This is a genomic window from Nocardia sp. NBC_01730, from assembly GCF_035920445.1.
GTDB lineage: Bacteria > Actinomycetota > Actinomycetes > Mycobacteriales > Mycobacteriaceae > Nocardia.
The window spans coordinates 6,935,798-6,958,532 of the sequence record NZ_CP109162.1; the positions used below are offsets into that span (position 1 = coordinate 6,935,798).

Annotated in this window: 2 protein-coding genes (1 of these 2 only partly in view); both read left to right on the top strand. The window is 68.3% G+C overall.

What is annotated here, in order from left to right; genetic code table 11:
• Positions 1–1,929: a hypothetical protein gene (locus OHB12_RS29195; RefSeq protein WP_327112626.1), complete on the top strand. Its 1,929-nt coding sequence runs from the start codon at positions 1–3 to the stop codon at positions 1,927–1,929.
• Positions 1,926–22,735 carry the beginning of an alpha/beta fold hydrolase gene (locus OHB12_RS29200; RefSeq protein ID WP_327112628.1) on the top strand. 134,527 nt of this gene lie beyond the right edge of the window, so the window shows 20,810 of its 155,337 coding nt (coding positions 1–20,810); its start codon is at positions 1,926–1,928; its stop codon lies beyond the right edge, outside the window. Before OHB12_RS29195 ends, OHB12_RS29200 begins: the two co-directional genes overlap by 4 nt.

The following is a 22,735-nucleotide window of genomic DNA, read 5'->3' on the forward strand; positions in this document are numbered from 1 at the left end:
ATGGGTATTCCGTTTCCTCCTCCGGGGATGGCGTGGCTCAGTTATCTGGTCGGTGTCAAGCTGCCGACGATCGATGAAGACGACGTCGGCCAGGTGCAGCAGGGTTTCGAGCATCTGCAGCAGAACATCAACGGCACGGTGATTCCGGTGGTGGCCATGGCGCGGAACAAATCGCGTCGGGCGTATCCGGAGGGTGACGGCGCGGATGGTATCGACAAATATTTGGCGCGGATCATCTCGCACAACAAAAGTGTCGCGGGTGGCTATGGTGAGCTGGCCAAAGGGATTCACAGTTACCGCGGTCAGGTCGTCTCGGCGAAGCTGAACGGTATCTTCGGGCTGATCTGGATGGGCACCGAGTTCGCCAGCAGTAGTCTGTGGGGTCCGGGTGCGCCGTTGCAACAGGCGTACGCGGTCGCCTCGACCCGGATCTTCTTCCGCTGGCTGGCCTCGCGTGTGACACAGGAAACCGCGGAGATCCTGGCGCGTATGGCCACCAGGATCGCGATCGAGGACACCCCACGGCTGGTGCAGTGGATCACCAGTGACGTGGCGAAAGAAATCTTCAAACACATGGGGAAGGAAGCGTTCCAAGAGTTCTACCAGGGGACCGGGCAGGAGCTTCTCGTCGAGGCCGAGATGATCCGTGAGGGTTATCAAGAAAAACTGGACTGGGAAGCGATCAAACAGAACGCGGTGATCTCCACCATCGCCGGCGGTATCGGCGGTATCGGTGGGCTCGGTATGCAGAAGCTGACCCAGAAATTCAACTGGAACAGCGGCGCCCGCTGGGACCGGATACGAACCGGTGTCGTCGTCGGTGGTGGCGCGGGGCTCATCGGCCAGGTCGGAGCGATGGTCTCCAACGGCCTGATCTACAACAACTGGCAGACCGATATCTACGCGTGGTCCGGTGGCGTCGCCGGTGGCGCGGTCCCCGGAGTGATCGGCGGGTTCCGCGCACCCCGGGTCGGTGAAGGCCAACGGATGCGCCGCAGCGACTTCACCCTCATCGCCGGACAACCCGATATCGGTGACGGCACCACAACCAGCAACCCGACAACCACCACCACAACCCCCCCGATAAACACCAACACCGGCACCAACACCGGCACCGGCACCGGCACCAACACCGGGGCCGGCACCGGGGTCGGGGTCGGGAACGGTCGGGCGTCCGGCGATACCTCGCCGACAGCGAACACGACCACGAATCAAGGGCACAGCAACACCACCACCGAGCCCGGCCACGCCGAGGGGAACGGGTCCGATACTGCGGCGGCATCGAACACCGCCGAGGACGGATCCCCACAAGCATCGCAAGCCTCGGCGTCGACCGCGCCGCCTGCCGCGGCAGCCACCACCACTACCGAGACCGGTGCCGGACCGGCTGGTGGTGCGGTAGGCACCGACCCGCACGGTGGGGCGCTGGTCACCGGAACCCAGCACAGCGAACCCACAGCAGGCCTCGGATCCACCGGGAACACAGCCGCAGACCCCACCCCGGTCGACGGGCAAGCCACCACACACGCCGACACCCCTGCCCCCGCCACCGGCGCCCCGCCACCGACACCCCCGCCACCGACACCCCTGCCACTGGTGGGCCTGCCGCCGGCGCCCCTGCCGCCGGTGCTGGTGGGTCTGTTGCTGGTGGGCCTGCTGCTGGTGGACCGGCGTCGGGGTCGGGTGCGGGCAGGAGTTCGGCGGCAGTGCCGGGTGGCTCGAGCCAGGCCGGTAGCGGTAGTGCATCGAGTACTGCCGGTGCCGGGCGCTCGTCGTCTGCCGTGTCGGGTCGGCGCGGTACGAGCGCGGACCGGTCACGGTCGAGCGCGGTACCGGATACCTCCGATACCGAGCCACGAACAACGCCACGCGCTGCCGGTGCCGGGGCCGCCGGATCCGACGCAGCGGCCGCTTTCCGCAACATCATGAGAGACACCACCGGAATCGTCGCAGAAATACAAGCGGCCAGCGCGCCCAGCCACGCCACCAGCGACACCACCAGCGACACCACCAGCGACACAGCTGGCACCCAGGCCGAATCAACCGCCACCCCCGAATCGGCCGCCACCCCCGAATCGGCCACTATCCCCGAATCGGCGGCCGATTCCTCGACCGCGCAACCGGACACGAGCGAGACCGGCGGGGGGCTGGCAGATGACCAACAGGCCCCAACCCACTCGCCCGACCCCGCCACAACCACCCAGTACAACGGCGAGACCGGACCGGAATCCCACGGTGAGCCTCGGGCTGGTTCGGACACTGATGGCGGCACTCGGGCTGATGGCGCGACTTCCGATGACCCGGCCAGGGGTGGTGATTCGGATTCGCGCACTCCGGATGACACGCGGTCCGACGGTGAGGTCAAGCCGGAGTCCGATGGTGAGGTCGGGCCGGAGTCCGAGGGTGAGTCTCGGGCTGGTTCGGACACTGATGGCGGCGCTCGGGCTGATGGTGAGTCTTCGATTGATCCGGATGGTGATTCGGATTCGGATTCGCGCACTCCGGATGACGCGCAGCCGGATGGTGAGGTCGGTCCGGAGTCCGAGGGTGAGTCTCGGGCTGGTTCGGACACTGATGGCGGCGCTCGGGCTGATGGTGAGTCTTCGATTGATCCGGATGGTGATTCGGATTCGGATTCGCGCACTCCGGATGACGCACAGTCCGATGGTGAGGTCGGGCCGGAGTCTGATGGTGAGGTCGGGCCGGAGTCTGATGGTGGGTCTCGGGCTGGTTCGGATGGTGATTCGGGTTCGGGTGGTCGGGGTGATGGGGTTGGTCCGGGTCCGGAGGTGGGCAGTGTCGATTTGACGGGGCAGTGTGCTGCTCGGTCGACGAATGTGTTGGCTGCGCAGTATCCGACTGCGGGTATTCGGCCGGTGGGGTCGTCGGATCCTGCTGGTGTGGGTTCGGATGTGTATCAGAGGCAGATCGGTGCGGAGTTGGTCCGGTCGGGGAGTGGGTTGGCGCCGAGTGCGTCGTTGGAGTCGAAACGGTTGTATAGCGAGGCTGCGGCTGAGCGTAACCGGTTGCGGGAGGAAGCCGAGCGGGTCAAAGGGCAGCAGCGTACGCGTCAGAAGAAACGCACGAGGCGGGTCGGGCGTGTGCAGGGGCGGTTGGAGACCGCGTTGGCGCGGGTGCGGGACGGGCAGCCGATCGCTGCGGGTTTGCAGCAGCAGTTGGATCGGGTGTCCGCGCGTACCGGTCGAACCACCGAGCAGGTGTTGACACAGCGTATCCAGCAACTGCAGGACCGTGCCCAGAGCCGTGAGCGGGTCGAGGGGCAGCGGACCCGGGAGCGTGAACAAGAGCTGGAAACCAAGGCCGGTACGGAAAGAGACCGGCTGCTGAAACTGTCTCGGGATACCGGGCAGGTCACTGGTGAGCGGTGGCGGCGGATGTCGCGGTTCGATCAGCTCGAACACCAGACGATGGTTCTGGGTGAGGGCGCCACCTTGGTGACGGTGCTGGCTTTCGATACCTCCGGGGACAACACCGTCGGTGGGCATGTGGTCCATTTATCTGTTGAGCATGGTGTGGTGATGATCTACGACCCGGAGACCGGGTTGAAGAAGGTTTTCACTCCGGAGGCGATCCCGGAGGTCACCGACAAGATCTGGGTGACCGCGATCCGGTTCGACGGCTCGAAGCTGACCCCTTACACCGTGAATGTCGTCAACGGCGCCGACGACGAAGACGAGCGTGACCGGGTGCGGCGGTTCCTCGACGCGGATGAACAAGACCGGTTGAAACGGCAACTGGATTACGCGTTGGACCGGTTACGCGCCGAGCATCGCGATACCCGTACGCAATTCGATGACCTCGCGCGGGCGGCGGGAGTCAGCGACCCGGACGTGCTGGATGCGTTACGCGACCCCGACCGCTACACCGATGCGCTGGCCCGGCTCCCCGCGCCCGCGCTCACCGAGACAATGACCGTCGCGGAGCAGGTGCGTCTGCTCGAGGCACGGGACCGGTTGCGTGACAGCGTCGCTCACCTGCACAAGGTCGAGCAGACCATGGACTCGTTACAGGAAGCGTTGGGGCAGCCACCGGACCCGACAGCGACCCCCGCCCAGCAGTCCCGCCACCAGCAGCGGGTGGTGGGGCTGCTGGGCGCGGTCACCGACTGGGTCGGAGCGCTCGAGGATATCCGGACCTTGGCCGCGGGCGTGCCACAAGCCCAACTACACCGGTTGCTGGCCGGAGACTTCGAAGCAGAACTGGCCTGGCTGAACGAGACCAGGCCCGACGAGACCAGGCCCGACGAGACCAGGCCCGGTGAGCGGTTGGGTAGGTTGGCGGCGGTGGTGCGCCGCGCCCCGGTGATGGCCGAGAACCTGCAGACCGCCCAGGAGTTGCTGGCCAGGTTCGCGAACCCGACCCCCACCAGGCAGGCCGGGGCCGGGCAGGCCGGGGCCGGGGCCGGGGCTGGGGCTGGGGCTGGATTGCAGAGTCAGGTGAGCCGGCAGGTGGGTTTTGTGCTGGCGCGGTTGAACCAGCAGTTGGATACCGCCCGTAGGCAATTGAATACCGCGGCAGCAGGGTTGGGTGTGGACGAGGACACCCACGCGGGGTTGCTGTCCCCGGAATTCGAGACCACGCTGGCCCGGTCACCGGATTCCTCGCAGTGGCGGGTGGTGTCGGCGAACGCGCACTACTACCACGAGCTTTCCGCTATCGCCGACCAATGCACCGGGCTGCTGTCGCGGATCAACGACCGCACCCGGCATTCCCCGCAATGGCTGACCGATACCACCACCTACGCGACGCAGGCACTGGCATGGGCTGCGGCAGTACAGGCCATGCACGAGGCCACGACCTACGGCAGACCCCAACCCACCCCGGACGCGGCCCCGGACGCGGCCCCGGATGCGACCGGTCCCGACGGGCTGCCTGATGCGCGGGGGCAGGCCCGCACCCCGCAGGAGCTTCGTGCGGAGATCGCGCGGTTGGGTGAGCTGCGGGAGCAGGCACGCGCGCGGCTGCAGACCGAACAGGAAAGGTTGGGAACCGCGATCGCTCAGGCCGCCGCGCAGATCACGCAGCGGGAATCCGACCTGGCCGCGCTGGATTCCGACCGGACCGTGTCGGCTACCCAGCATCGCCGGTTACAGGCCGAACGTGACCTCGCGGCAGGGGGGCCCCGGTGGCGCGACGGGCCGGCGTTGTCGCCGCAAGAGCTGGCCCGGCGAGAGGGGCAGTTGGCCCGCCAGCAGCAGCAGCTGGGTGAACGCCAGCGGATGCTGCAACGGCAGCGGGATAGCCTTGCCCGCTCCAGACAGCGGCTGACCACGCAACTGCGTGCACTGGAAGAATCAGAAACCCAGCAACAGATCAACGAACTCGGACACCGGATCGGCCAGCTCCAAGCACAACTACCCGTCCAACCACCCCCGACCCCGGCCACCGACCCCGATTCCGGCCCTGATACGGCCACCGGCCCCGATACGGCCACCGACCCCGATTCCGGCCCTGATACGGCTGCCGGCCCTGATACCGACCGTGATGGTGGGCTGCGGGCGTGGGGTGGGCGGGTGTCGGAGGCGGAGATGGGCAAGCTGATCCGTCGGGTTTTCGATTGTTCTGATGCGTTGGGGGATTCGTGGCAGAAGCTGGAGCGTGAGCAGCTGGATCTGGGTTCGGTGGCCGGGGTCACCGACACGAACCAGCAGCGTGACGCCGATCGGGGTGTGATGGTCGGTGAGGTCGTCATGGTGGCTGGTCGCCCGTTCCGGTTGGCGGTCACTTCGGCGGGGGTGCCCGACAGTGTGGAGGGGTATCGGGCGGCGCCGGTCGCGGCCGCGGCGGCGCGGGACAGTCTGCGGACCTCGTTGCAGGAGCATGACCCCGCGACACCGGTCACCGAATCCGATCGGGCCGAGATGGTGCGTGCCGCGATCGATGCCGCGCAGGCCGCGGTCGTGCGTTTGACCCGCCGAGATCACACCCGCCGGATCAGTGAGGCGCTGACCGCGGCGCAAGCACAACTGCCCGAAGACGCTGACCCGTTGAGTGAACCCGCCCAAGCGCAGATCCGTGCGCGGGTGCGCCGCCAGATCGACACCGAACTACTCGAGGGTGTTCGGCCACCACAGGCCAGTATCGCGGTGGTCGTGTTGGATACCGGGATCGATGGCCAGCCGGGACAGTTCACCGCGGGCTCGGTCGGCGGTGACCGGGTCCAAGTACTCGACCCGAACAACCCGGACAACTCCCACACCATCACCACCGACACCGACACCGACACCGACACCGACACCGACACCGACACCGATGTTTCCGGGGTCGGTCACACCCTCGGCTTCAGTGTGCCGGACCTCAACAACACCGACACCGGTGCTGGTGCTGGTGTTGTGACTGCGGGTGGACCGCCGACCGATCCGGGCCGCTACATCAGCAGTGGTGTGGTCACCGACTCCCAGGTGTTGTTGCTGCATACCGCCGGGTTGGGGGGGACCTCGCGTTCGGTGGCGTCGCTGGCCGGGGAGTTCGCTAGGCATCCGGATGATCTGAGCACGGCGATGACCGCGCTGGCCGACAACTCCCCGCAAGACCGGGCTCTGGCCGGTGTCGCGGTGTCATGCGCTCCGACCGAACCACAACCACCCACCACACCACAACCACCCACCACACCGCGACCACCCACCACACCACAGCCACCCACCACACCGCGGCCAGGACCGGGGTCGGGGCGGATGGCTGATGCGGTGCTGGCGGCGGGGGTGGCTGATCTGGCCGGGTATCACCTGGCCCGCCAAGATTTGAACGAGGCAGCCGAGGCGCTGCGTGCGGCGCGGCGGCTGGATCGGGAAGCCGGACACCGGCCGGGGGATGGGCCCGGCCGGCGGGAACGGCAGGCACGCACCCTGACCCGGCACGCGGCCCGCAGGCTGGCACAGTTGCAGACCCGGATCGATGCACTGTTCGACACACTCGACGCCCACGCCGACGCCGACGCCGACGCCGACGCCGACGCCGGTGTGGGTGTGGGTGTGGGGCTTTCGCTGTCGCGGCAGCAGCGGTTGCGGGACTTCGGTGTGGTGGTGGCGCGGTGGAACCTGGTCGATACCGCGTTCCGGGCCGCTGATCCGGTAGACGAGGCCACGAGGCGGTCGCATCAGGAGGCCACCGGGGCGGTGCACGCCGCTGCCGCGCGGCTGGCCGCTGATCCGGTGTTACGCCCGATCGCGCAGGTGGACGGTGGTTGGGGCCGAGTCGAGTTCGCTGATGACGCCACCATCGCCGAGGACATAAATGCTGCGGTCGCGCATTTCGATATCGATCTGGGTGAGGTTTTCGGGGTCAGTGATCAGGGTGCGAACGCGGCCCGGCCCGATAACCAGGACTGGATGGACTGCGAGGTTGTGCATACCCCGGTCGGGCCGATCCGGATTTCGGTGGTGTGTCACGGTGAAGACGCCACTACCGATGCGCGTCGGGCTGCTCGGGTGGCCGCGCGGGTAGCCCGGCAACGGCTGGCGGGTTTCGCTGTTGAGGAGCAGGGCGAGTTCACCGCGGAGCAGGCCGGCCAGGCGGTGCGTGATGCCATCGACGCCGCGCAGGCCGCGGTGGTGGCCTTGACCGACAGTGACTACGCGCAGGACCCGCATCCGCCCGAGACCACGATCGCGGCGGTGATCGTGACACCGGGTCGGGACGGGAAACCGTCCCGGTATGCCGCGGGCAGTGTCGGTGATACCCGGGTCCACATATTGCGGGCCCGTGGCGAGTCCGAGACGGTGACCGACGAGGACCCGAACGCGCTCGGCCGTGACGGGGGTCCACGCGAGCGTGACGATCCGCTGCACGGGGACTATGTACACACCGGTGAGCTGGCGGGCACCGATGTGGTGGTGCTGGCCACCCGCGGGTTGTGGGTAAACAACCCCGACCCCGACGAGATGGATCTCGTGCTGGATGAGGGGGCCAACCGCGACCTGCGGGATATGGGCACCCGACTGGTGAACCGGGCACTGCTCAATGGTGCGCCGGGCAATGTCACCGTGGCGCTGGTGTCAGCGACTACTGTCGAGTCGACTCCGCGGCAACTGCCCCCGCCTGCCACGCGGATCCCGGTCTGGTTGCGTCGCTCCTACCGGGTGTTGTCGCAGGAATACAGTCACGCCCACGACGAGTTGTGGCGATTGGCCACCGAGGTGGGGGTGGACCCGGAAACGGTGGTGACCCCGCAGGGATCGGCCGCGGTCATCGCGGAGCTGACCGAGGCGGGCCTGGTCCGGGGGGTGCGGCTGCGTCTGGAACTGGCGGCGAATCATTTCCACGACATCGACACCCGACAACGTCAACTACAACGGTGGCTGACCCGCCCGGACACCCACCCGACACCCGAATTCTCCGACGAGGACACCGACTACCTGATCGCGTTGTCGAATTGGGCGGTATCCCGCCGCGAGCTACACACCGCGATACTGGCCGCGGTCGACGAGTCACTCCTACAACAACGCGGTGAACACACACAACTGCTGCTACAACTACCACAACTCCTCAACAACCCCGACCCCAACAACCCCGACCCCAACAACCCCGACCCCAACCTCAACAACCTCGACCCCAACCACCCCGACCTCGACCTCGACCACCTCGACCTCGACCATCCTGCCGGTCTGGGTCGGTTGCCGGCCGGCCCGGCAGTGGCACTCGCGGTCGGCCGCTACCGCGAGGCCGCCGCCGATCTGACCCGCCACCGAAGCCGGCTATCGGACACCAGCTCCCGCGACGGGAGCTTGGAGATCCCGCCCGGGCTGCGCCGCGGCTACCGGATACTGGTCGCCGAACACGACAACGCCCGGCAGCGGTTGAGCGGGATACTCGGCTCGCTACCGGTCACGATCACCGATCTGACCGGTGCCGACCACCACACCGCGCTGGAAGCCCTACGCGAGTTGGCAGCCGAGGCCAGCACCGAGCAGGACGTGCTACGACAGTTGGCCCTCGAGGTAGCTGCCGACCCGCAGCAGCTACAACAGGTCACCACCGAGCTAGCCGCCTCGCAAGAACTGGTACGCCGGATCGAATGGGTACAGGACCTCACCGAACGCTATCACCGGGCACAGGGTCGGATCCTGCGTCTGGAACAACGTATCCGTGAGCACGGCGACGGACGAGACACCGTGGCTGCTACCCCGCGCCCGACCCTGTCCGCCGACCCCGGGGTGACCGCGCAGCAGCGTGAACGGGCGGCGCGGCGGTGGCGGACCATTCAGTGGTTCGCGCAGTCGGCCGGGGACCGCGACCCTTCGCCCGCGGATCTGGGGTCGTTGTGGGCGATCACCGATTCCGGAACGCAGCGGGCGTTGATCACCGCCATCCCGGAACTGCTCGTCCAGGCCGAAGGGCTGCCGTTGGAGGTTCGTGACGAGGCGATGCGGCTGATGCTGCGACGGGCGCAGCGGCAGGCCGATGCGGACCCGCGGCAGTCGGCGGGGACGGATCTGCGGGTCGAGTTGTTGTCGGCGGCTGAGGCGTGGGCGGCGCAGGTGCCTGGGCATCCGGCGGTGCGGATGGTCGGCGAATCCGGGGCCATGTTGGTGATCGGTGACTTGGATGCCGCCGAAGAAGTGCGGTACCACGCGGTGGATCAGCGTTCCCGGGCGGGGGTAGGGACCTTGATGCAGGCCACCGCGGCGGCGGTGGATGATGTCGCCAAGGCCGGGCGCCCGACCGCGGCGGTGGTGTGGCTGGGCGCTGAGGGTGCCGGGTTGGCGGGGGCGGTGGCCACGATGCTGCGGACCCGGACCGACACCAACCAGCCGCTACCGCAGGTGGTGCTGGTCGGGCACGACGACCTCACCCCGACACCGCAACCGGATCCCGGCCGGCCGCAACCGGACCCGGACCTGGTGCTGCACGCTTTCGATGACGGGGCGTTAGCGGCGTATCAGGACCGGATCGATATCGACGTACCCGATCCGGGGGTGGTGGCGTGGGAGCTGTCTCACCACCTCGAAGGTGTGGCCAACAACTGTTTCCCGGAATCGGCCCGCAGTGGGTTGCTGCGAATTCTGACCAACCTGGAACGCGATCCCGATACCGATCCGGCCGTGCTCGCCGACCTGACACGCCGGATCCAGTTGATCGACCTGTACGGGGTACCCGACCACGGGATCAACGGTGTTTTCGGTGCGATGCTGGCCGGGGCGGGCTGGGCCCCGGACGGGTTCGCCGACTTCGACGCGATGGCCGCCGCGGTCCCCGAAGACGGTGTGATGATCGCCGCGGTCGCTTTCGACGGCTTCCAACACCACGGTGTGGTCGGCTCCCACGCAGTCGAGCTCTACCGGGACAACGATCAACTCATGGTCCAAGACGGCGACCGCCCCCCGATACCCTACGAACTATGGCGCCGCCAGCTGCCCCCGGTAGTCAGCTTGCACGGTATCGCGATCAACCCCGACGGGTCAGCAGTCGACCCCCTCGATGACCAAGGCCGCAGCCAAGGCACCGCCGGGATCGCCTTCCCGATCTCCAACATCGGTGCACTCCCCGGTGATCCCGGCTTCGGCGCAGCCACCACCGGCCTGGCAGACCGGCCGCTCAACCCACCACCACCACTGACGCCCGAGCAGACGCAGGCCCGGCTGCAACGAGAACTGGCCGACCTGACCGCGCGGCGAGACACCGCGCTCGCCGCGGTGAACAACGCGGCAGACAAGTTCAACGAGCTGAACCCGACACGCACCGAGCGTGCGGACCAGGACTCGCGGATCGCGTTGCGCTCGAAGGGATTCCTCGCCGAACTCAACCGGCTGGCGGGTACGTTGCCCGCCGAGTTGCCCGCTGACCCGGGGCCGCTGCTGACAAACGAGGTGCTCAACCCGTCGCTCGACCCATCACACACCCAACCGCCCGGGTGGCAGGTACTGGCCGCGCACACCAACCACTACCACGAGCTGGCCGACATGGCCGATCAGGTCACGGTGTTGCTGGCCGAGGTAGCCGAGCGGGACCAGCATTCGCCGCAGTGGCTGGCAGCGGCCGGGCGCTTCGCCACCGCACTCCCCGCGTGGGGCACCGCACTGGACGCGGTCCGCGACGCACACCTGAACCCGATCGACAACGCCCAGGGACGCGAACTCATCCGCCGGGTCGCCGCCGCGACCGACCCACTGCGGGCAACCTGGGCGGCCCTCGCCCGAGACACCATGGACCTGGGGTCGGTTGTCGGGGTGAGCGATCGAGGCCCGGACAAAAACACCAACCAGGACGCGATGGCCGCCGACGTGGTCATGGTCGGTGGCAGGCCGATCCGGTTCGCCATCGTCTCCGACGGGGTGTCGGTGTCGGTGGACGGCCACCGTGCCGCGTCTGCGGCGGTCGCGGCGGCCCGCAAGAGCCTGCGCACGGCGTTGGAAAAACACTCCGGCACCCCGATCACCGACGATGAGCGCCGGGACATGGTGGCCAAAGCCATCGATGCGGCACAGACCGCGGTGATAGAGCTGACCGAGCAGGACTACGGCGATATCCGCGATCGGGCCATCGCGGATATCGAGAAGGGCTACAACCCGAAGGGCATCAAGCGGCCGCCGCAGGCCACCATCGCGTTGGTGCTGGTGGACCCGGGGCAAGACGGAAACCCGGGTCGGTACACGGCGGGGTGGGTCGGCGACAGCCGGGTCGACGTGCTCGACCCGACCGACCCCGGCAAGTCGCGCACAGTGACCTTCGACCATTCGGCCGTCGGGATGCGGATGATCTTCGACGCGGTCGACGAGACGGGCGTCGATATCGCGGATGTCGGCCACGTGGTAGGTGAGGCGGAGGCGAGCAGCGGCCCGTTGATGAACGTGCTCGGCTTCGGCATGCAGAACGCGCAGCGCGACGGCGGCGGTGGCCCGCCGAAAGACACGCAGCTCCACCACCGCTATCTCACTGACGGCGATGTCTCCGACACCGACATCCTGTTCGTCCACACCGACGGGATCGGCGGCAAGAGCCGGCAGGCCCCGTCGTTCGCGCAGGCCTTCGCGGCGCACAACGGTGACCTGACCGCCGCGCCGGCCGCGCTGGCCGACCTGGAGCTGGACGGCGGCGAAACCGACAACATCACGGGCATCGCGGTACTGTGCACCCCCACCGAACCCGGCGACCCCGCAGCACAGCCCGTGCGACGGAGGAACGACGCATGGCTGCGGGCTGGACTGTCGGACCTGGTGGAACACCACCAAGCGCAGCAAACCATGGCGGCCGCGGCCGAGCAGGTGCGGTCGGCACGCAGGCAGGACTGGCGTAGCGGACATCCCGTGAACGAGGGGCCGGGACCGAGGGAAACGGCGGCTCGCAAGCTCGCGCGGCAGGTGGTCCGCCGCTACCGCGAACTGGAGAACCGTGCCGACGAGTTCATCGACACACTGGGTGTCGAGGTGCCTGAAGGTCTTTCACCACGACAGCGGCACGAGTTGCTGCGCTTCGCCGGCTTGGTCGCGGACTGGAGACAGGCGCGCAACGAGCTGCGGTTGACCGATCCAGCCGACAACTCGCCGGAGGCGCAGGCGGTCGGTCGCCGATATGTCTGGGCCCACGCTCAGGTCCAGTCGGCCGCACAGCGGTTGGCCACCGATCCCGTGTTGCGTCCGGTCGCCGAATACGACGGCGGATGGGGTCCATTGCTCCGGCAAGGTCGTGAGATGTCCGGAGGGTTGGGCGTCCAGCCCGCCTCGACCCCAAACCGACCTGCCGATACCTCGCCTTCCGACCCACGACTGCAGTGGGCGTCGGGGGCTGGAAACCCAACCCCCGATGCCGTCGCGGACCTCGACCCGGTCGACCGGGTCGAGGTCGACCTGGGGTCGGTCGTGGGGGTCAGCGACCGCGGCGCGGCCAAGCCGCACAACGAGGACGCCATGGCGGCTGTGGTGGTGCAGACGCCGGAGGGGCCGGTCCGGATCGCGGTGGTGTGTGACGGTGTGTCGTTGTCGACGGACCCCCATCGTGCCGCCCAAGCCGCCGCGAACGCCGCCCGCAATCACCTGGCCGCGTTCGCCGCCCGACTCGGCGAGGGACAGCGGCTGTCCGATGTCGACGCCGAACTAGCGATGCAGGAGGCGATCGACGCCGCGCAGGCGGCGGTGCTCGCGCTGCCTGGACAGAACGACGACACCCCGCCGTTGACCACGATCGCGGCGGTCATGGTGCAGCCGGGCCGGGACGGCAGGCCGGGCCGCTCCGTCACCGGGTGGGTGGGCGACAGCCGGGTCCAGGTGTTGCGGGCCAACGGTGAGGTGGTGCAGGCGACCGGCGATCACTCGAAGTTGAACGCATACCTACTGGCAGGGTGGACCGAGGAACAGGCGCTGAGTCAAGGGGATATGCACGGCCTTGTGCATATGCTCGGTCGCGGTTATGGTCCGCCGGCGCCGAATGACCCGTACCGAATGCAGAAGTATGTCCGGTCCCACGATGTCGAGGCGTCCGACGTCATCGTCGTCCACACCGATGGGCTGAACACTGATCGGCCGGGTGAGCCGAACGGGTGGGAGCAGCTGTATTCCCGCGGACTCGGCGGCGACCTGCGTGGAATGCGCGACGGGTTGCTGGACCGCGCGCTGGTCGACGGTGGTAGCGACAACATCACCGTGGCTGTGGTGTCGTGCGCCCCGTCGGAGCCGCTGCCGCGGCGGCTGCCCAACCCGGCCGGGGTGATCCCTGCCGTGGCGCACGGGGAATACCAGCTGCTGGTCGAGGAATACGACCGCGCCCGGACGGAGCTCCGGGAACTCGCCGCGCAGATATCGTCGAGGCAGCCGATCAGCCCGGACCATCTGGCGTCACCGGATCGATACACAGACGAAGTGCGAATGGCCTACCGCATTGCTGCGGAGGCCGGTTCGGCGATGCGACTCGAGGTAGCGACCCGCAGCTTCCAACAGCTCGGCGAACGGGTTCGCGAGTTCCAGGCCTGGTTCGACGCGGCCCGCGCCCGGCCATACTCGGAGTGGACCGACGACGACACGAATTATGTTGCCGCGCTGACCGAATGGTCTGTGTCCTTGCGGCAGCTGCGGGAGGCCGAGCTGGCTCACCCGGTGCAGGTGGATCATCCGGCGGCGGTGGCCGCGCGACAGCGTCTGGAGACGGCCGCGTCCGGCGTCCAGTTGGCGCAGCAGCAGCTCACCGATACTCGATCCTACGACGGCGGGATGGAGATCCCGGCCGGGTTGCGCACCGGGTACCGCGCGCTGGTTGCCGAGCGGCGCGGCGCGGCCCAGGCATTGTCGGACAGCGTGGGACGCCTGCCCGACGACGTCGTCAGGCAACTGAGGGTCAACGCGGCAGAGCTGGCGGGTGACAATCACGCTGCTGCCCTGGGCGGGCTGACGGGGTTGCTGGCGGAGCAGGACCATAAGCGCGACGACCGGCTGCGCGAGGTGGTGTCCGCCACGCAGCGGTATCACCGTGCCGTCGACCGGATTCGTGCGCTGGAACGGCGCATCGAAGCGCATCGGGGCGGGCTGGATTCGGTACCTGCCCAGCCGCGTCCGGCACTGATCCCGGACCCGGGGATCGCTGGGCACCAGCGGGCGGCAGATCGGATGCACAGCATCCGACAATGGGCGCAGACACCGCACGACTACGCGATCGCGTGGGAATGGACCGACCCGAACACGCGACGGGCGATGATCCAGGCGACGCCGGAAGCGGTCGCCGCCACCGTCGGTTTCCCGCGCGCGGCGCGTGACGAGGCGACGCGGCTGATGTTGCGCCGCAACCGGCAAACGCCGTCGCGGCCCGACCCCCGCGTCGTCCCCGAACAACGGGGACTGCCGGAGCTGGTGAACTCCCGGGTGGACCTGCTGACCGCCACGGAACGGTGGGCCGCGCAGGTGCCAGGACATCCGGCGGTGCAGATGCTCGGCACCACCGGCGCTTTGCTGGTGATCGGCGACCCGGACGCCGCGGAAGTCGTCGATGTCCATGCGGTGGACTGGAACTCGAACTCGTCGGAGGAGACGTTGCGGCGGGCCGCGGCCGCCGCGGTGGGTGCGGTCGCGGCGGCCGAGCGGCCGACCGCGGCGGTGGTGTGGATCGGCCAGGACGGCGAGGCTCTGGCGCGGGCGGTGGCCGAGATGCAGGACGACCGGGCCAGGGCGGGGTTGCCCGCACAGGTGATGCGACTGGTCGGCCACCACGACGTAGCTCCTGTCGCCGATTCTGCGAAGCGCGCCGCGGGCCTGGTGTTCGACGCCCGCGACCACGAGGCGCTGGCGGGTCGCGACGGGATCGTCGCCGAACTCCCGGACCAGGCCATCGCGGCGTGGACGGACTCGCACCGGGTGGAAGGCGTTGCCAACAACTGTTACCCGGAAGCCGCCATGGCCGCCTTGGAGCGGGCGCTGGCGGCCCGGCTGCGAATGTCGGACGTGGACCCCGAAACCGACATGGTGGTCGCCGACCTGCGTGAGCAGATCGAGATGCTGAAGTCGATGTCCGCGCCGGACAACGGGGTGTCCGGTGTACACGGCGCCATGCTGGTGCGCGCAGGTTGGCATCCGGAGGGTTTCCGGGACCTCGACGCGATGGCCGCCGCGGTGCCCGAGGGCGGGGTGATGATCGGGGCGGTGGCGTTCAACGGTTTCCAACGCGAAGGCGTGGTCGGCGCGCACGCGGTGACGGTCTACCGCGAGAACGGCCGGGTCATGGTGCTCGACGGGAACCGGCCGCCGGTCACGTTCGACTCGTGGCGCCGTGGCCTGTCCGGGGTGGTCGGGTTGCACGGCATCGTCTTCAACGCGGACGGGCGGGCAGCGATCCCGCTCGCCCCCGGCGAACTGCCGCAGGGGACGGCGGGCACGGCGTTCGCGGTCGGGAACATGGGCGCGCGGCTGGACAGCGGCCGAGGCACGCTGGAACTCGGGGACCCCGGCCTAGGGCCGGAACTGACTCGGATGGTGGGCGACGCGACCGGGACGCGGCTGTCGGCGCTGAAGGACACCGTCCGTGCGCGCCTGCGGGACCGCAGGGAACGCACGGAACGGGTGGCGGACATCGCGCAGCTGCTTCTGCCGGATTCTCCGGTGCGCGCCGCGTGGGACGCTCGGTTCACCGAGGTGCGTAACCGGCTGGCCGGGTTGCTCGAGGTGTCGCCGCAGGCGTTGGCCGACGACGTGCTGGTCGACCAGGAACTGGCGGACCTGCGTGGGCGCGACGACCAGCCCCCGGAGTTGCGTGCGGCGGAACGGGAATTCCGGTGGCGACACGAGGTTTCCCGGATGCTGCGGCAGATCGATAGCATCGAACGGCGGGCTCGCAGCATTACCGAACTGCGGCAGCGGCTGGACGCCGCCCGGCAGCAGGTTCGCGCCGGTGGCGACACCGACGGATTCCGCAGGCTGGCCGCGCAGGTCGATCGGCTAGAGGAACTGGCGAGCGACCTGTCGCGCACGCAGAGCGCCGCGGCAATGGGCCGGGCGCGGCCGAGCCGGGCGAGCTACGCAGAAGTCGGCCTGGTGTTGAGCGCGATGCTGGTCACCGACACCCATCCGGCGGATCTGTCCCGCGCAGAGTTGGTCGAACAGATGGAACTCGTTCCGGATGACGCCGACACCATGCCCTTCCAGGAACGAAGGACATTCCTCCAGGAACGACGGCAGCTGGCATCGAGGTTCCTGGCACTGCGTGATCTGATCGAATGGTCACGGGAACTCGACGCTCACGCCATCACCGTCCGGCAGCTCGATAGCCTGTTCGACAGCGGCTTGGCCGATGCGGTCCGCGACCCCGAACAGCTTCCCCCGGCCAGGCGGGGCGAGTTGGGCCCGGAACTGACTCGGGTTCGGCGTGCCGCCGCCGTGGACCGGCTGCGTTACACACAGGCCGAGGAGCTCGGATCGGGGCACCCGGAGCAGTTCCTCGCCGCGCGTGACCGCATCCGCGAACTCGAGCAACTGTCGACCGCACTGCGCCGCGCGCAGACCGACAACGCACGGGCCACAACCCGTTTCGAGCACCTGTGGCACGATCTGATGGCGTCCGGGTCGCCGGAAATCGCCGCAATGCTCGGGGAGACGCCGGACTGGTCGCGGCAGTCGTGGCGCGACGCGGTCAAGGTGCGCGGGCAGTCGCAAGGCAAGGCCGTATCGGACGCCGAACATGCCCGCCTGGCCGCCGCTATGGTCGAGCTCGCCGAGGTCGCCGAGGCACGCACGATATCGCAGCAGCGAGTACGCGACATCGACCTGTGGGTGCAGGAGCTGGATACCGCGGCCCGGGAACTGCGCGTGGCGGAGCAGGAACTCGCCATGTTCGACACAGAACTCGAACAAGCGCCCGCCGACTCCGAGTCGCTGTTCACCCTTGCCGAGCGGCGCACCGAATTGACGTTGCGGATATCGGAACTCGACGGCGTGCTGACCGAAACCCTCACCCGGGTCACCACCGAACTGCGACAGCAGACGCTCGAAGATCTCGACGGCACTCGACCTGCCACCGGGCCCGTCGACGGGGTCCGCCCGCGTCCGCCCGCACCGCTGCCCCGGTCGCAGGCCGGGCCGCTGCCCGACGGTGGCGTGGACGGGTTGGCACCGCCGCAGCCTCCGGTTGCGCCTGCGGTGGCGCACCTGCTCCCCGACACCCCGCGGCTGTGCGCGGCGGAAGGATTGTGGTTCGGCGAGAAGATTCTCGGCCTGCCGGTGCGTGCGCCGTCGTTGCAGGACAAGAAACTGCAGCTGGCGGGTATGAGCCCGAAAGAGGTGGCGCTGGCCGCGGGAGCGAAATGGCACCCGGGTGGGTTCGAGTCGCTCGACGAGATGTACGTGATCGCCGAACGCGGCGGCGCGGTGTTCGGGGCGGTTGATTTCGGGGACGCCGGCGCGCACCTGTTCGTCGTGTACAAGGGTTCCGATGGCGAAGTGCGGGTGCACGAATTCGTCGACGGCACGGCGCGCGACGTGCGGTTCGACGAATGGGACAAGCCCGAAGGCCCGCTGTACGGCATCGTCTTCGACGAGAACCGCAAGCCGCTGCACCCGCTGCAGCCGGGCGAGCAGCCGCTGGACAACCCCGGGGTGGACCATCCGGAACGCAGCCTGGGCGCGCGGTTCGACCGTGATGAGGGCGACCCGCCGGTTCCACCGAGGCCGAATGCCGTCGACCTGCCGCCGGGGGTGATGTGGAGCAACGATGGTGCCCGCACCGAAGAAACGTCACCCGACTGGATGTTGTTTCGGCGGGGAGCAACCGCCGATGCGGTTTTCCCCGGTGTCGACACTGTGGCGGGCCACCGCTTCCAGGTGCGAGTCACTGACGTGGAGATCACACCCACCGGTGTGGCGATCGGGTTGGGAATCGACGTCGACGGGGGCGCACAGGTTCAGTGCAGGGTGGAGCTGGCGAAGTTCGACGGCCGGGTCATCGCACGTTACCGCCAGCCCGGGGGGGCGAATGCCGAACCGGCCGGTCCGGCAATACAGCGGGTGCGTGACCGGATCACCGAATGGCTGGACGAATGGGGTGCGGTCTGGGCCGAGGACAGTGCCACCGCGTCAGCCCGAAATCTCGACCGCACCGTCGAGCAGCAGACGCCATTCGACCCGAACCGCGGGTTCGAGGTGGTGTTTGCCGCGGCGGACACCAATTCCGGACGCTACGCGGTCCGTTCCGATCTGCGGCAGCGGTTGATCGCCGAGATGCGCGGCCGGCCGGCACAGTACATCGCCGACATCCTGGCCGAGTTGGACGAGGCAATCCGCGAACTGAGCGGCAGCCATGGCGGTGATATCCGCGTCGGGGTGCAGGTGGCCGACGGCAGGCTGCGAGTGGCGCTGTCGGACAACGGCAAGCAGCTGATGCCCGCACCGCTGGGACAGAGCGTCGACCGGCAGGGGTACCGCTCCGGGGTGCAGCGAACCGACACCGGACGCACGGTCTGGATCGAACTGGAAAAGCCGGAACTCGTACGGCTGGTGCGCAATACGCTGATCGCGGTCGACAAGCGCACCATGGACGGGCTACTGAAGCCGCTGACCCAAGCACCTGCGGCCGACGTCGCGACTGCCCGCACCATCGGCGAAGAGGTCGCGCACCTGTGGCAGTCCGCGGTCCGGGCGCACCTGGAAACGGAATTGCTGCAGCAGTATCCGCAGTTGCATCGGGTGCTCGGGGCGGTGCCGGTGGATGCGGTGCACGAATGGAGCCTGGGCGGGCTGGGCAAGGAGCTGGCCGAACTGCAGGCGGTGCCCGAGAGCGAGCGGCGTCGCGGACAGCAGCGGCGGCTGCGGAGACTGAACCGGGCCGAGTGGGCGCTGCGGACGGTGGTGGCGACCGCAAGCCAGGTGACAGGCACCCAGGTGCGGGTGCTGTCGGGTGAGCACATTCCGGACGTCGAGAGCTACGGGAACGAACCGCCCCAGGGTGGGCGCTACCAGATGCGGGTTGCCGTCGGCGACTTCGACGAAGCTCACACCCTGATCTCGTTCCATGCCGGCGCGGTGTCCGACCAGGATGGCATCAACCGAGCCGCGCGGGAGGCGAGCGAGATCCTGCAGCAGCAGGACACGAGCGGTCCGCTGGCGATGATCCTGACGATCGACTACGACTTCGCCACCCTGGAGGGCGCTCCGGACAACTGGGACGTGGTCTTGGACGCCCGAGAACAGCGGGACGCCGCACAGCTGGCCCAGCAGTGCGCGATGGCGGACGCTGCCTTCGCGGCCCGGGGCAAGCCTGATTCGACCGTGCGGATGGTCGGTCGTCGGGGCGGCAGCGCCGTTGTCGAAGCCGCCGCTGCCATCCTGCGGGAGGCCGGGGAGACCCGCCGGATCAACACCGACCCCGACCGGGCCTGGGACCCGCGGCTGCCCCGGGAAAAGCTCGACTTCCACCCGGAGCGGGACTCCGAAGCCCTGGCCGAAGCCCAGCGGCTGGCCGACGCACTGCAAGGGCTGGGACCGAACCTCACCACGTTGCAGGTCTTCTTGTTGCTGGAACGGTTGCAGCTGCAACCAATGGTGCTGCACTCGGTCGCCCGTCTTGCCCCCGAACTGGTCGAAAACCTTTCGGGCGCATCGATTACCGCGCGCCACGTAGCCGTCGTGCAGGCGTATGCCACGCAACTGGAAGCGGCGCACGAGCGCGTGTGGCAACAGCAGCTCGACGGCGCGGTCACCCCTGAGGCGCAGCAGGATTTGGACCGGCTGCTCGCGGTGCACGAGGCGTTGCAGCGGTTCAAGCGTTCGGTCGACAGGCTGCCGGGATCGCCCGAGGTGGCGGTGTTGTCGCGGGATGGTTCGACGGTTGCCGTCGGTGACCTCGACGCCGACCCGCACATGGATTACGTGGAAATCTATGTGGCGCCGGGAGAAGAGAACGAGGTTCCGCTGGGCGAGGGGCTGCAGGCGGTGGCCAGGGGTCACGAGCAGTTCACAGTGGAGAGAGCGCCGGACCCGCGGACCGAAGAGCAGCGGCCGCACCTGCTGTCGGTGCTGAGCCTGGGCAGCGATCTGCAACAGGTGATCGATGGCCTCACCCCGGTTTTCGAAGCGTATGCACTTACTTTCCAGGCAGGAGAGCGGTTCCCGGCCATGCGCGCGCACCGGATGCGCAGGCCCGGACTGCCCCCGGCTGTCTTCCCGGACGAGCTGGTCGTCATGGCGGTCCGTGCCGCCAGGGAACGGACCAAGGAGGTTGCCCAGCTGCAGGTGGAGGCGACGCTCGCAGGGATGGACTGGGCCGGGCTGTTGGAACCGGGACCGGAGCGCACGGAATTGGCGCGGCGCTGGGATGCCGCTCGGGCAGAGATTGCCGAGATACTCGTCCGCCGCAGGGTCGGCCCGGATGCTACCCCGCAGCAGGTCGACGCGGAAAAACAGCGACTGGCCGACAATCTGTTGTCCCAGGGGGCGATGACCCGACAGGAATTGGAGGATCCCGTCGCCTGGGCGCACAGCCAGGCGGCAAGCGACATCCGCGCAAATTTCCTGCGGTACCGCGGTCTGGTAGCCCTGATCGAGGATATCGACCGCTACAGCGCCCGGATCGACGGGCTGGTCGCGGTGGACCGGGCCGTGCGCGAAGCCGCGGCGGCGACCGCCGAAAAGCGTGACACCAAGCACGAATTCGACCGCCTCGCCGCGAATGTCAAGGAACTGCAGAAACTGGCCGACCGGCTCATCGGAGCCGAAAACACACTTCTCGACGCACACGACGTGGACGATGCCGCGGCGGAACAGGACCGGTCCACGACAGTCCTGGGTGTGGTGCGGAACCTGTTCGACAGCCGGGTGGTCGAGCTCGGCCGGCAGGTCGGCGAACAGTCCGCCGTGCCGCGTCGGATCGGGGTGGGGGAGAACCTGAACCGGTTGGGCAGCGAGGACGCCAATACATCGCGGGCCGAGCGCATCACCACGGTGACAAGTGAACTGCAGGAAATCCACCGCTATCGGCTCGCCGCGAAGCGCCGATACTTCGAGTTGCGCGGTGAACTGGTGCAGGAGTTCCCCGACTTCGACCTCGACCGGTTGGGCGTGCGGATGCCGGCGCTCGAGCAGCTGGAAAAATTGCGCCGCGACTACGTCGACGACGGCGACCGTTGGGAAAACCGGGATGCGCTGCTCGGGTACATGATCAACGCTGTTGCCGACGATGCTCGGTGGAAGGACCACTTCGACCTGGTATCCGGGCAGGTGGATGACCTCGACGAGGTGGCATGGCGGATCCGCGCGGCGCGCGCGGCGCTCGCCGATCCCGGTCCTCGGGTCACCGACACCGAGCTCGCCGAACAGTTCGAGGCACTGGCCCGGCTCGAGCAGGAACTGGACCAAGGGCTGGACGAGGCCGTTCGCGCGGCAACCACCGAGCAGTACGGTGCCTGGGCCCAGACGGTACCGGGGTTCACCGACGGCATCCGGCAAGTGCCCACCCAACCACCGCCGCCAGTCGACTTGCCTGCAGGGATGTTCGACGGAGATACGTCGTGGCCGGGGTTCCCCAGCGACGCCCAGCAGGCGCACCTGGCCGGGGTCCCGAAGATCTGTGCCGTCGACGCGATGTGGTTCGTCAAAGAGATCCTCGGCGTGCACATCGACGACCTGCCGTCGATGTTCGACTCCGCGATCTGGGCCAACGGCATGCTGCCTTCTCGGATCGCGGAACTCCTTGGTGCGCAGTGGCATCGCAATGGTTTCGACGAGATCGAGCAGATGCGGCAGCGGGCCGCGAACGGCGACATCGTCCTGGGCACCGTCACGCACGGCGAGATCGGTGCGCACATGTTCGTGCTGTATCGCGGCAAAGACGGCACGGTGTGGGTGCATGAACGCAAAGGCCATGAGGTCGTCGACAAGCCGTTCACCCAGTGGGACAAGCCGAGCGGTCAGTTGCACGGCATCGTGCTGGATGCCGAGGGACAGCCGGTGGACCGGCCGGACGAGGGGGAGCCGCCCGAGGTCGGGCGAGACATGCCTGGTGTGCGGGACAGCCAGGTCGAGCTGCCGGTGGCTGGAGATCCGGAGCCGGAGAATCAGGAAACCCGTCGGTCACAGATAGCGGCCGCGTTGAACCAGGCGGGGTTGACGAGTGTCGACGACCTGGTCCATGACGGGGCGCACCCGGTCGATGTAGCCGCAGCGCGCGAGATGGCGCGCAAGGCGACAGAGTTCTGGGACTACTCGACCGAAATGACGCGCGTCAATATTTGGACCGAGTTTCCGGAGATTTTCGACACCACCGAGGTCCGGCCCAGTAGTGGCTGGATCGACGGCAACCGTGTTCGACTGAACAG